Consider the following 12,690-nt stretch of genomic DNA (forward strand, 5'->3'; position numbering starts at 1 on the left):
TCATGTCCTCGGATGCCCTGCATCGAGCAAGCCGCGCCGAGCTGAGCGGACTCGCCGCCGAGGTCGCCCCGCGGCTGCTCGGCGGCGAGCTGCGCACACTCGTCGCCGGCGCGGAGGTGCGTGTGCGACTGACGGAGGTGGAGGCGTACCACGGGCAGGGCACCGGCCCGCAGGCCGATCCCGGCTCGCACGCGCGCATGGGCCGCACCGCACGCAACGCCACGATGTGGGGCGAGCCGGGCCACCTGTACGTCTACCTGAGCCACGGCATCCACTCGTGCGTGAACGTCGTGTGCGGGCCCGAGGGGCAGGCGGGCGGAATCCTGATGCGCGCGGGCGAGGTCGTCGACGGGGCGGATGCCGTCGCGGTGCGCCGCCGCGTGGCGACGTCCCTGACCCGCACGGCACTGCGCGACCTCGCGCGCGGACCCGGTCGATTCGGCCAGGCGGTGGGGCTGCGGCATCCGATCCACGACGGCATCGACGCGATCACCGGCGCGGAGTTCGAGGGGGCGCGCGCTGAGCTGTGGCTGCGCGACGAGCCGATCACCGACGTCGCGACCGGGCCGCGCGTCGGCGTCGCGGGGGTCGCGGGGACCGAGGCGTTCCCCTGGCGCTTCTGGATCTCCGGCGACGCGACGGTCTCGCCGTTCCGCTGGGGGAGGGGCGCTCAGGCAGAGTCCCTCCACACCACGGGCGTCGGCAGCAGGATGCCCTCGCGCGGTCGCTGATCGTCGCGCAGCTGCGCGAGGACGGATGCCGCCGCAGCCGCGCCGAGCCCCTCGGCCGGCTGGTCGACGGTCGAGAGCTGCGGGGTGGTGCGCGTCGCCCACGAGCTGTTGTCGAAGCCGATCACGCCCACGTCCTCCGGCACCCGTCGCCCGGCGTCGCGCAGGGCGCCCATGGCGCCGGCGGCGACCGCATCCGACGCCGCGAACACGCCGTCGATGTCGGGCGCGCGCTCGAGCAGCCTGGCCATCGCGGCCGCGCCGTCGGCATAGGAGTACAGCGGCACCTCCTCGACGAGGAACGGATCGAAGCGCGCGCCCAGCGCGTCGGTGAAGCCGGCGAGACGATCGGTGCCCGAGTCGCGGTCGAGGGCGGCGGCGATCATCGCGACCCGCGTGCGTCCGGTCTCGAGCAGTCGTGACGTGACGGCCCGGGCGGCGCCGCGGTTGTCGACGCCGACCCAGGCGGCATCCACATCGGGTGGGTGTCCGACGTAGGCCACCGGAAGGTCGAGGCGCATGACGGCCTTGGTGATCGGGTCCTGCGCGCGGGCGGAGACGATGACGGCCCCGTCGACGAAGCCGCCGTTGAGATACCGCGCGACGCGCTCGGTGTCGCGCACCGAGTCCACGACCAGGCACACCATCTGGTAATCGGCCTCGGACAGCGTCTCGTTCGTGCCGAGCATGATCGCGCCGATGTTGGGGTCTTCCAGGAACAGTGCGTGCGGCTCATGCACGATGAAGGCGATGGCCTGCGTGCGCTGGCGGACGAGGTTCTGGGCGGCCGTGTTCGGCACGTAGCCGACCTCGCGGATCGCCTCTTCGATCGCGTTGCGGGCGGAGTCCGAGACGTAGCCGCCGTTGATCACGCGACTCACGGTTCCCCGCGACACCCCGGCCACGCGCGCCACGTCGTGCACAGTGCTGCGGCGGCGCGCGGAAGTACTCATGATCGACAGCCTAGCGACCCCGACTTGACGCGATTCGTCTCGCCATGCGACGATGTGTGCACGTTCACAGAAATCTGACCCGCTTCTTTCGCCGCGTCTACTGTGCACGTGCACACATGAACCGCAAAGGAGCGTCACCGCATGGCCGCCGCAGTGTCCGACCGCATCGCCTCCCTCTCCGCAGGGAGCGGCCTCGTCTTCGGATGCGACTACAACCCCGAGCAGTGGGATCGCAGCGTGTGGCCCGACGACGTGCGCCTCATGCAGCAGGCCGGCGTCGGACTCGTGGCGATCAACATCTTCGGCTGGTCGTCGATCAACCCGGCCGAGGGCGTGTGGGACTTCGATGCGCTCGACGAGATCATCGGCCTCCTGCACGAGGGCGGCATCCGCATCAACCTCGGCACCGGCACGGCGTCGCCCGCACCGTGGGTCACCGCCCGGCATCCCGAGATCCTTCCGGTCGGCGACGACGGCACGGTCTTCCAGCAGGGCGGACGTCAGGGCTACTGCCCGAGCTCGCCGGTCTTCCGCGCCTACGCCGCCGAGGTCGTCACCCGTGTGGTCGAGCGCTACGGCGACCACCCCGCCGTGTCGCTCTGGCACGTGTCGAACGAGCTGGGCTGCCACAACGCGCTCTGCTACTGCGACACGAGCGCCGAGGCGTTCCGCGGATGGCTGCGCGACCGCTACGACGACATCGACGCGCTCAACCGGGCGTGGGGGACGACGTTCTGGAGCCAGCGGTACAGCGACTTCGGCGACGTGCGCGTACCCGCCCAGGCGCTGTCGCTGCGCAACCCCGGTCAGATCCTCGACTTCCAGCGCTTCAGCTCCGACGAGCAGCTCGCGCTCTACCGCGCCGAGGCCGCCATCCTGCGCGAGCGCAGCGACGTGCCGGTCACGACGAACTTCATGGTCACCGCTCACATCCGCAACCTCGACTACTGGACGTGGGCGGGCGAGATGGATCTGATCGCCAACGACCACTATCTCGACCGTCGCCTCGACGACCCGCGCGGCGAGCTCTCGTTCGCCGCCGACCTCACCCGCGGACTCGCCCAGGGTGCGCCGTGGCTGCTGATGGAGACCTCCACCGGCGCCGTGAACTGGCAGCCCTACAACCTCGCCAAGGCCCCCGGCGAGCTGCAGCGCAATGTCGCCGCGCACGTCGCGCGCGGTGCCGACGGCATCTGCTTCTTCCAGTGGCGCGCCTCGACCCAGGGCGCCGAGAAGTACCACACCGCGCTCGTGCCGCACGCGGGCGAGGACTCCGACCAGTGGCGCGAGGCCGTCGCGCTCGGCGGCCTGCTCGAGCGTCTCGGCGAGGTCGCGGGCACTCGGGTCACCGCCGACGCCGCACTGCTCTTCTCCTGGGAGAGCTGGTGGGCCACCGAGAACGAGGGGCGACCGAGCGAGGGGCTCACCTACCTCGGTCAGGTGCACGCCGCGCACGCTGCGCTGGCGGATGCCGGCGTCACCACCGACGTCGTACGCCCCGGCGGCTCCCTCGACGGCTACCGTCTGCTGATCGTCCCCGCCCTGCACCTGCTCAGCGACGCGGATGCGGCCGCCCTCACCCGCGCGGTCGAGAACGGCGCCACGGCGCTCATCACGTTCTTCAGCGGCATCGTCGACGAGCAGGACCGCGTGCGCACCGGCGGCTACCCCGGCGCGTTCCGCGACCTGCTCGGCATCCGCTCGGAGGAGTTCGCCCCGCTGCGCGCCGACGAGACCGTGTTCCTCACCGACGGCACGAGCGGCTCGGTGTGGTCCGAGAGGCTGCGGGCGACGGATGCCGAGGTCGTGGCCTCGTTCGCCGACGGGCCGTCGGCCGGCGGCCCCGCCCTGACCCGCCGCACCGCCGGCGACGGCGAGGCGTGGTTCGTCGCCACGCAGCCCGACCGCATCGCCTACCGCGACCTCGTCGCCCGCCTCGCCGACACCGCGGGCGTCGTCGCGCATCCCGGCGCGAACCGCGACGTCGAGATCGTCCGACGCTCGGGTGATGCGGGGAGCTTCCTGTTCGTCATCAACCACGGCGACTCCGGAGCCGAGATCTCCGCCACCGGCCACGACCTCGTCACCGACGCCCCTGCGACGGGCTTCGTGCCCGCCGGGGCCGTCCGCATCATCAAGGAGGATGTATGACCACCACGCTCACCGCTCCGGCGGTCGCCTCGGCGCCTCAGGCGCCGGGCCGCCGCCGACGGATCCCGCACAAGGGCGCCATCGCGTTCCTGATCGTGCCCTTCGGCGTCCTTTTCGTCCTCTTCTACGTCGTGCCCATCGCGTACGCCTTCTGGCAGTCGCTGCTCGTCGTGAAGCGCGAGGGGACGTTCGGCAAGGCCGAGCAGGTGTTCGGCGGATTCGCCCAGTACGCGCTCGTCTTCCAGAACGAGGCGTTCTGGAGCTCGATGGGCCGGATGCTCATGTTCGGCGTCGTGCAGGTGCCGGTCATGCTCGGGCTCGCGCTGCTGTTCGCCCTGCTGCTGGACTCGCCGCTCGTGCGCGGCAAGCGCTTCTTCCGTCTCGCGTTCTTCGTGCCGTACGCGGTGCCTGGCGTGATCGCCGCGATCATGTGGGGCTCCCTGTTCTCGCCCAACCTGTCGCCGTTCACCGCCATCACCAAGAACATCGACTTCCTCGGCGCCGACCTCGTGCTGTGGTCGATCGCGAATGTGGTCACCTGGGTCTACGTCGGCTACAACATGCTGATCATCTACTCGGCGCTGCTGTCGATCCCGCAGGAGCTGTACGAGGCCGCGCGCCTGGACGGCGCCAGCCAGTGGCGCATCGCCTGGTCGATCAAGATCCCGCTGGTGCGCCCCGCGATCGTGATGACGGCGATCTTCTCGATCATCGGCACTCTGCAGCTGCTCGCCGAGCCGCAGGTCTTCCGGTCCTTCAGCTCGGCCGTGACGAGCACGTTCACGCCGAACATGACCGTCTACGCCACGGCATCCATCCCCAACACCAACCTGGCGGCCGCGTTCTCGGTCGTGCTCGCCGTGACGACGTTCCTGCTGTCGTTCGGGTTCATGAAGTACATGCAGCGCAAGGAGCAGAACGCATGAGCACCATGTCGATCGTCGCCCCCTCCCGCTCGTCGCGCGGCAGCGGCTCGCGACCGCGGTCCGCTCGGGAATCGGGCATCTCGCGCACCGGCGCCATGCTGATCATGGCCGTCTTCACGGTCTACTTCCTGCTGCCGCTGTGGTGGCTGCTCGTCGCATCGAGCAAGGAGACCGGCGACATCCTCACCACCGCACCGCTGTGGTTCGCCGACTTCCACCTGTTCGACAACATCGCGGAGCTCTTCGCCTACCGCGACGGCGTCTACCTGCGCTGGCTGATGAACTCGGTGCTCTACGCGGCCCTCGGCGGCGCGATCGCCACCCTGCTCGCCGCGATGGCCGGCTACGCCCTGGCGAAGTACCGCTTCCCCGGTCGCGACCTGCTGTTCGACATCGTCCTCGGCGGCGTGCTCGTGCCGGCGACCGCGCTCGCGCTGCCGCTGTTCCTCCTCTTCAGCCAGGCGCAGCTCACCAACACCTTCTGGTCGGTCTTCCTCCCCTCGATCGTCAGTCCGTTCGGCGTGTACCTGGCACGGATCTTCGCCGCCTCCTCGGTGCCCGACGAGCTGCTCGAGGCGAGCCGGCTCGACGGCGCGGGCGAGATCCGCACGTTCTTCACCGTCAGCGTCCGTCTGATGACCCCCGCGCTGGTGACGATGTTCCTCTTCCAGTTCGTGGCCATCTGGAACAACTTCTTCCTGCCGATGATCATGCTCCGGTCCGAGGACCTCTTCCCGGTCGTCTTCGGTCTCTACAACTGGAACAACCAGCTGAACCAGCTGCCTGAACTCCGCGGTCTCGTGCTGATCGGCGCTCTGCTGTCGGTCATCCCGCTGATCGTGACCTTCCTCCTGCTCCAGCGCTTCTGGCGCAACGGACTGGGCGCCGGCGCCCTGAAGTGAGCAGGCGGTCGTCCGGCCACTCCCGGGCGACCCGCACCACCGCACCACCCTCAACACCGCACCACCCTCGCAACACCGCACCACCACACATCGCATCCACGAAAGGGATCGAAATGCAGCATTCGAAGAAGAAAGCAGCGGCCGTCATCGCCATCTCGGCGTTCGCGCTCGCAGGCTGCTCCGCCGGCGGCGGAGACAGCACCGGAGGCGACGCGGCCGTCGCCTGCACCCCGGCGGACGGCGACGTCACGCTGGAGTTCACCTCCTGGATCCCCGGCATCGAAGACGTCGTGAAGATCTGGAACGACGCCAACCCCGAGATCCAGGTCGATGTGCAGACCGGGCCGAACGGCAACGGCGGCACGTACCAGAACTTCTTCAACCAGATCAAGGCGGGCGACGCCCCCGATCTCGGCCAGATCGAGTACGACGCCCTGCCGAACTTCCTCGTGCAGGACGGCGTCGAGGACCTCAGCGCGTGCGAAGACGTCGTCGCCGCCGAGGACCAGTTCGTCGACTGGGCCTGGGGTCAGGTCACCCTCGGCACCGACAGCGTCTACGGCATCCCGCAGGACACCGGTCCCATGGCGCTGTTCTACCGTGCCGACCTGTTCGAGCAGAACGGCATCGCGATCCCGACCACGTGGGACGAGTACCGCGACGCCGCCGTGAAGATCCGCGACCTGGGCGGCTACATCACGAACTTCTCGCAGTCCGACATCAACCAGTTCGCCGGCTTCGCCTGGCAGGACGGCGCGCAGTGGTTCTCGAGCGACGACAAGGGGTGGACGGTCTCGCTGGCCGATGACGCCACCACGACGGTCGCCGAGTTCTGGCAGAGCATGCTCGACGACGACCTCGTGGCCACCGTGCCCGCGTGGACGGACGAGTGGAACAACGCCTACAACTCCGGACAGGTCTGGACCTGGAACTCCGCCGTCTGGGGCGCCAACTCCATCTCCAGCGGCGCACCCGACACGGCAGGCGACTGGTCTGTCGCACCGCTGCCGCAGTGGCAGGCCGGCGGCACCGCCGCAGGCAACTGGGGCGGATCGTCGACCGCCGTCCTCAAGGGCAGCGAGCACGTGTACGAGGCGACGAAGTTCGCGCTGTGGCTCAACACCTCGGACGAGGCGCTGACCGCGCTCGCGGACGCCGCCAACCTCTACCCGGCCACCACCGACGGGCTGACGCTGCCGGTCTTCGCCGACGGCGTCGACTTCTACGGCGGACAGAAGATCTACGACGTCTTCGCCGACGCCGCGACTCAGGTCTCGCCGGACTTCGCCTGGGGTCCGACCATGACCCAGACCTACTCCGACGTCTCCGACGGTTTCAAGGCCGCGGTCTCGGGCAGCGGCACGCTGCTCGATGCGATCGAGAAGGGTCAGACGGCGACCGTCGACGCGCTCAAGGCGGCGTCGATCCCCGTCACGGAGTAACACCCCACGGAGGCCCGCCCGTATGCTCACGGGCGGGCCTCCCTTTCTTCGTCTGGAGCGGCAATGAGCGCACTCGTCCACCTGACCTCGGCCGGCGTGAGCGTGGTCGTCGACACGGCCACCGCGCGCCTGCTGCACTGGGGCGCGGCGCTGCATCCCGCCGACCTCGACGTGCTCGCGGAGACCTCGAGCGGGTCGGTGACCTTCAGCTCCTTCGACGCGTCGCGCACGCTCCCGCTGCTGCCCGTCGAGGTCGACGGCTGGTCCGGCGCCCCCGCGCTCGCCTGGCACCGGGACGGCCTGCACAGCGCCCCGCTCCTGCGCGTGGGGGAGTGGGAGTCCACGGCGTCCTCGCTGCGCGGACGCTTCGCGGATGCCGCAGCCGGCGCCGCCGTGGCCCTCGACCTCGACCTCGACGCCGCCGGAGTGCTGACCGCGCAGGTGACGGTCACCAGCACGGCCGACCCCGACGCCGCCCCACTCGACCTGCTCGCCGCACGCGTGCTGCTGCCGATCCCCGCGCACGCGACGGAGGTGCTCGACCACACCGGACGCTGGACGGGCGAGCGCCGTCCGCAGCGCGGCACGCTGCGCCACGGCGCGCATCTGCGACAGGTGCGTCGCGGACGCGGCGGACACGACGCCCCCTACCTCACCGTGCTCGGCACCGACGGGTTCGGCTTCCGCCGTGGCGAGCTGTGGGCAGCCCACGTCGCGTGGAGCGGCGACCTCGAGGTGGGGGTCGAGAGGCTCCCCGAGGGTGCCGGCGTGCACGGCGCGGTGCTCGGCGGCGGAGAGCTGCTGCTGCCCGGCGAGATCCGGCTCGGCGCGGGCGAGACGTATGTGTCGCCGCGGGTGTACCTCGCCTACGGCGAGTCCGGGCTCGACTCGGTGTCCGCGCGCCTGCATCGGACCGCTCGGGCGCTGCCCGGGCACCCCGAGACGCCGCGCCCCCTCGTGCTCAACACCTGGGAGGCGGTCTACTTCGACCACGACCCGGCGAAGATCACGGCTCTCGCCGAGGCCGCCGCATCCGTCGGCGTCGAGCGATTCGTGCTCGACGACGGCTGGTTCCGCGGCAGGCCGGACGATCGCTCCGGGTTGGGCGACTGGTACATCGATGACGCCAAGTGGCCCGATGGCCTCCGTCCCCTCGCCGATCACGTGCACGGACTCGGGATGCAGTTCGGGCTCTGGTTCGAGCCCGAGATGGTCAATCCGGTCTCGGAGCTCGCTGCGCGGCATCCGGACTGGGTCCTGCAGGCCTCGCCCGACTCGCCCACCTGGCGGCACCAGAAGGTGCTCGACCTCGCGAACCCGGATGCCGCGGCCCACCTGCTCGAGCGCCTGAGCGCCCTGGTGGCGGAGATCGGGGTCGATTTCATCAAGTGGGACCACAACCGCGACCTGCACGCCGCGGTCTCCCCGCACACCGGACGCGCCTCGGTGCACGCCCAGACGACGGCGTTCTACGCGCTGCTCGATGCGCTGCACGAGCGGCATCCGGCGCTCGAGATCGAGTCGTGCGCGAGCGGAGGCGCCCGCGTCGATCTCGGTGTCCTGCAGCGCACGCAGCGGGTGTGGGCCTCCGACTCGAACGACCCCGTCGAACGTCAGCGCATCCAGCGCTGGACGGGAACCCTCGTGCCGCCCGAGGTGGTGGGCTCGCATGTCGGACCCGCGATCGCCGAGACGACGCATCGCGCCGCATCGCTGCCGTTCCGCATGACGACCGCGCTGTTCGGTCACGCCGGCATCGAGTGGGACATCACCCGGTGCACGCCGGAGGAGCTCGCGGCGCTCACCCGCTGGACGGCGCTCTACCGCGAGCTGCGACCGCTGCTGCACTCGGGCATCACGGTGCGCAGCGACGAGGTCGACGACGAGACCCTTCTGCACGGGGTCGTCGCCCCCGACGGTTCGCGCGGGGTGTTCGCCTGGGTGCGGCTGGGCACGTCGGTCGACGGGTTCACGCCGCGCACGCGCATCCCGGGCCTGCAGGCGGGGGAGCGGTATCGGCTTCGGGTGCGCGAGGACCTCGGGGCGGTCACGCGGCACCAGGTCGCGGACCCCGCGTGGCTCGACGCCGGGATCGAGGCCACCGGTGCGTTCCTCGAGACCGTGGGCGTGCCGCTGCCGCTGCTGGCACCGGGGTCGGCGCTGCTGCTCGACGCCGTCCGGCTCTGAGCATCCGCCGTGCTAGACTGACTCCTTGTCTGTGCACACTCCTGTGCGCAGTTCGTGTGCTCCCCCCTCTGTTCCGATCCCTGAGCTTGTCGACGGGCGGCGATGGGGGGTGGCGCGCAGACAAGGGATCTTGGGTGGGGCCGTCCGGCCTCACGGTATAGAAGGAGTCACATCATGGCAGCAGTGTGCCAGGTGACAGGAGCTGTTCCCGGCTTCGGTCACAACGTCTCGCACTCGCACCGCCGGACGAAGCGTCGCTTCGACCCGAACGTGCAGAAGAAGACCTATTTCGTCGCATCGCTCGGTCGTAAGATCACCCTCAACGTGTCCGCCAAGGGCATCAAGGTGATCGACGTCCGCGGCATCGAGAACGTGGTCAAGGACCTCCAGGCGAAGGGTGTGAAGCTCTAATGGCCAAGAAGGCTCAGGACGTACGTCCGATCATCAAGCTGCGCTCGACGGCAGGTACGGGGTACACGTACGTGACGAAGAAGAACCGCCGCAACACCCCCGACCGCCTCGTGCTGAAGAAGTACGACCCGGTCATCCGTCAGCACGTCGAATTCCGAGAGGAGCGTTGATCAATGGCTAAGAAGAGCAAGATCGCTCGCAACGAGCAGCGCAAGGTCATCGTCGAGCGTTACGCAGAGCGTCGCGCCGAGCTGAAGAAGACCCTGGTCGACCCGAACGCCACCGACGAGGCCCGCGAGGCCGCACGCGTCGGACTGCAGAAGCTGCCGCGCAACGCGTCGCCGGCTCGCGTGCGTTCGCGCGACGTCATCGACGGCCGCCCCCGCGGTGTCCTCACGAAGTTCGGCATCTCGCGTGTCCGCTTCCGTGACATGGCACACCGTGGCGAGCTGCCCGGTGTCACCAAGTCGAGCTGGTAAGTCTCAGCAGACGAGCCGAAAGGGGCGAGGATCTTCGGATCCTCGCCCCTTTCGCCGTCCCCGGTCGGTCGACTGTCGCGCTGGGTCGGCTGTCCCGGTCGGTCGACTGTCCCGCTGATGGGCGGACTTCTCCCCGGTCGGCGGATCCATCGGCCCGAAGTCATCCGCCAGACGGGGAGTTCTCCGCCGGACGGGGGGAGTTCGCCGCCGGACGGGCGGGCAGCGCCGTCGCCGTGCGAAGGTGATCTGACACGCCTGGATGCGGTGGGTGGGACGATCACGGACGCGGCGGGCGGATGGCGGCCTGATGGCGGCCAGGTGGCGGCCGACTGGCGGCCCGGTGGCGTGGCGGCCGATCGCGGGCGCTGAGGAGCATGGAGAACATGAACACGACACGGATCACCGCACTGCGCCAGGCGCAGGGATGGACACAGGAACGACTCGCGAACGAGAGCGGCGTCGGGCTCAGAACGGTGCAGCGGCTGGAGGCCGGGCAGGACGCGAGTCTCGAGACGCTGTCGCTGGTCGCGGATGCACTGCAGGTGCCCGTGCGAGACCTCTTCGCCGAGATCGACGATGAGATGCTCAGCAGTCGAGTCGACTCGCTGCAGCAGCGCGCGGACGAGCAGCAGGCGTCGCGTGACCGGATCGCGCACGCCTGGACGTGGCTGTACGTCGGGGTGGGGATCGTCTGCACACTGCTCAGCTTCACGTTCTCATACGGGCTCGTGCTCTTCCTCTCGTACTGGGTGGGCGGGTACGCGATCCTCACGGCACTGCGCCGCATCGTCCTGGAACCCCGTCTCGATGCCCGGTATCCGCTCTCGAAGGAGACGCGCACCCGCCGGGCCAAGCGTCGAGCAGCGGCGACAGCCCGCGGCGACGACGGCGCCCTCTCCGGGACGCCTGCCGCCCCCTGACACGGTGGGATCGTCCGCCCGGGGCGTCGGTTTCCGCCAGGCTGTCCCCCTGCGTCGTCGGGCGGACTGCTCCGCCGTGGGCGGACTGCTCCGCCGTGGGCGGACTTCTCCGCCGGGGTGGTCGCCCCTCGTCATGGGGCGGACTTCTCCCCGGTGGGCGGACTTCCTGGCTCGAGCTCTCCGCCGGTCGGGGAGTTCTCCGCCGGGCTGACACCCCCTCGTCATGGGGCGGACTTCTCCCCGGTGGGCGGACTTCCTGGCTCGAGCTCTCCGCCTGTCGGGGAGTTCTCCGCCTGTCGGGACGGGAGCTATGTCCACGAGAGCTCCTGCACGAGGCGGGCGACCGCGATGTCATCCACAGATGCTGAGATGCACGTCCGGGCGGATGCTGCCTGAACGGCATCATCGACGGATGGATGTGGAAGCGGCACTCGGCGGAAGAGGAGGGGTCGCCCGCGTTCGGACCCTGCGGAGAGACGGGGTGACCGAGCACGCACTGCGACGCGCGGTCCGCGAGGGCCGCGTGTTCTCGGTCTGCCGGGGGTGGGTGGCGGTTCGCGGTGCGGATCCGATGCTGGTCGCTGCAGCCAGGCGAGGCGTGGTGATCAGTTGCGTCACCCTCTGCGCTCGGAAGGGGCTCTGGGTGACGTCGGCATCCGCGGTCCACGTCGCCGCTCCTGCGAAGTCGGGGCACGCGAACTCGGCGCGAGGAGTCGTCCATTGGAGTCGGCCGACCTTTCCGCGAGACCCGGATCTGCTCGAGGACTCGCTCGAGAACGCGCTGATCCTGGTGTCGCGATGCCAGTCGCACGAAGACGCGCTCGCGACCTGGGAGTCGGCGCTGCGGCAGCACGTCGTGGACCCGGATGTGCTCGCGGAGGCGTCGTTGACACCGCAGGCGCGTCGGATGCTGAGCGAGGCGACGCCGTTCGCGGATGCCGGCACCGAGACGATCTTCCGGACGAGGCTCGGATGGCTGGACGTGCCGATCATCCCGCAGGTGTGGATCCTCGGCCACCGGGTGGACTTTCTCATCGGTGAGAGACTCGTCATCCAGATCGACGGCGGACACCACGTCGGGCCGCAGCGATCGAGCGATATCGCCCACGACGCCGAGCTGATGCTCCGGGGGTATCACGTGATCCGCATCGGCTACGAGCAGCTGATGCACGGATGGCCTGAGGTGCAGAGCCTGATTCTCGCCGCTGTCGCGCAGCGGCGTCATCTCGCGGCGTGAGGGGCACCGTCTCGGGCGGACTTCTCCCCAGTGGGCTGACGTCCTGGCCCGAGCTCTCCGCCTCGCGGCGTGAGGGGCACCGTCTCGGGCGGACTTCTCCCCAGTGGGCTGACCTCCTTGCGCGAGCTCTCCGCCCGTCGGGGAGTTCTCCGCGCGTCGGGGAGGCCGTCGGTGAGGCCTCCGCCTGTGGCGGACTTCTCGCCGTCGGGAGGACGCTGTCGCGCTGTTGTTCCGCCTCACGCCGAGTTCTCCGCCCGACGGGGAGGCCGTCGGTGAGGCCTCCGCCTGTGGCGGACTTCTCGCCGTCGGGAGGACGCTGTCGCGCTGTTGTTCCGCCTCACGCCGAGTTCTCCG

Annotated in this window: 12 protein-coding genes; 11 read left to right on the forward strand and 1 reads right to left on the reverse strand. The window is 70.0% G+C overall.

Translation table 11 applies throughout. The features are described from left to right. The first annotated feature begins 2 nt into the window (after window positions 1-2). Window positions 3-731 carry a DNA-3-methyladenine glycosylase gene (locus tag ABTZ43_RS00230; protein ID WP_350537466.1) on the forward strand — a complete coding sequence of 243 codons (729 nt, stop codon included), beginning with the start codon at window positions 3-5 and terminating at the stop codon, window positions 729-731. Here the strand turns inward: ABTZ43_RS00230 and ABTZ43_RS00235 are convergent. After that, window positions 671-1,681 (reverse strand): LacI family DNA-binding transcriptional regulator, encoded by a 1,011-nt coding sequence (locus tag ABTZ43_RS00235; RefSeq protein WP_350537467.1) that lies wholly within the window; start codon window positions 1,679-1,681, stop codon window positions 671-673. The genes ABTZ43_RS00230 and ABTZ43_RS00235 overlap by 61 nt on opposite strands. 141 nt (window positions 1,682-1,822) lie before the next feature. Here ABTZ43_RS00235 and ABTZ43_RS00240 point away from each other — a divergent pair, with 141 nt between their 5' ends. The 10 genes from ABTZ43_RS00240 to ABTZ43_RS00285 all read left to right on the forward strand — a co-directional run bounded on the left by ABTZ43_RS00240 (window position 1,823) and on the right by ABTZ43_RS00285 (window position 12,336). Continuing rightward, window positions 1,823-3,832 carry a beta-galactosidase gene (locus ABTZ43_RS00240; RefSeq protein ID WP_350537468.1) on the forward strand — a complete coding sequence of 670 codons (2,010 nt, stop codon included), beginning with the start codon at window positions 1,823-1,825 and terminating at the stop codon, window positions 3,830-3,832. Continuing rightward, window positions 3,829-4,758 (forward strand): carbohydrate ABC transporter permease, encoded by a 930-nt coding sequence (locus ABTZ43_RS00245; protein ID WP_056414789.1) that lies wholly within the window; start codon window positions 3,829-3,831, stop codon window positions 4,756-4,758. The genes ABTZ43_RS00240 and ABTZ43_RS00245 overlap by 4 nt, the downstream gene beginning before the upstream one ends. Continuing rightward, window positions 4,755-5,660: a carbohydrate ABC transporter permease gene (locus tag ABTZ43_RS00250; RefSeq protein WP_188042273.1), complete on the forward strand. Its 906-nt coding sequence runs from the start codon at window positions 4,755-4,757 to the stop codon at window positions 5,658-5,660. Before ABTZ43_RS00245 ends, ABTZ43_RS00250 begins: the two co-directional genes overlap by 4 nt. Window positions 5,661-5,773: 113 nt before the next feature. Next, a complete protein-coding gene (locus ABTZ43_RS00255; protein WP_350537469.1) occupies window positions 5,774-7,102 on the forward strand; it encodes an ABC transporter substrate-binding protein in 1,329 nt (442 codons plus the stop codon). Window positions 7,103-7,165: 63 nt separating this feature from the next. Next, window positions 7,166-9,289: an alpha-galactosidase gene (locus ABTZ43_RS00260; protein ID WP_350537470.1), complete on the forward strand. Its 2,124-nt coding sequence runs from the start codon at window positions 7,166-7,168 to the stop codon at window positions 9,287-9,289. Between the two features lie 174 nt (window positions 9,290-9,463). Next, window positions 9,464-9,700: a 50S ribosomal protein L28 gene (gene rpmB, locus ABTZ43_RS00265; protein WP_042540533.1), complete on the forward strand. Its 237-nt coding sequence runs from the start codon at window positions 9,464-9,466 to the stop codon at window positions 9,698-9,700. Continuing rightward, entirely contained in the window at window positions 9,700-9,870 is a 171-nt protein-coding gene (rpmG, locus tag ABTZ43_RS00270; RefSeq protein WP_017203558.1) for a 50S ribosomal protein L33, read from the forward strand. The genes rpmB and rpmG overlap by 1 nt, the downstream gene beginning before the upstream one ends. A 3-nt stretch (window positions 9,871-9,873) precedes the next feature. Further along, on the forward strand, window positions 9,874-10,179 hold the full coding sequence (gene rpsN / locus ABTZ43_RS00275; RefSeq protein WP_017829734.1) for a 30S ribosomal protein S14: 306 nt from the start codon (window positions 9,874-9,876) through the stop codon (window positions 10,177-10,179). A 383-nt stretch (window positions 10,180-10,562) separates the two neighbouring features. Continuing rightward, window positions 10,563-11,099 carry a helix-turn-helix domain-containing protein gene (locus ABTZ43_RS00280; protein WP_350537471.1) on the forward strand — a complete coding sequence of 179 codons (537 nt, stop codon included), beginning with the start codon at window positions 10,563-10,565 and terminating at the stop codon, window positions 11,097-11,099. 481 nt (window positions 11,100-11,580) lie between these two features. After that, the gene (locus tag ABTZ43_RS00285; RefSeq protein ID WP_350537472.1) at window positions 11,581-12,336 is read left to right on the forward strand and encodes an endonuclease domain-containing protein; all 756 of its coding nucleotides are present in this window, start codon (window positions 11,581-11,583) and stop codon (window positions 12,334-12,336) included. Window positions 12,337-12,690: the final 354 nt, after the last annotated feature.

Source organism: Microbacterium sp. NPDC097977, from assembly GCF_040302605.1.
In the GTDB taxonomy this organism is placed as follows: domain Bacteria; phylum Actinomycetota; class Actinomycetes; order Actinomycetales; family Microbacteriaceae; genus Microbacterium.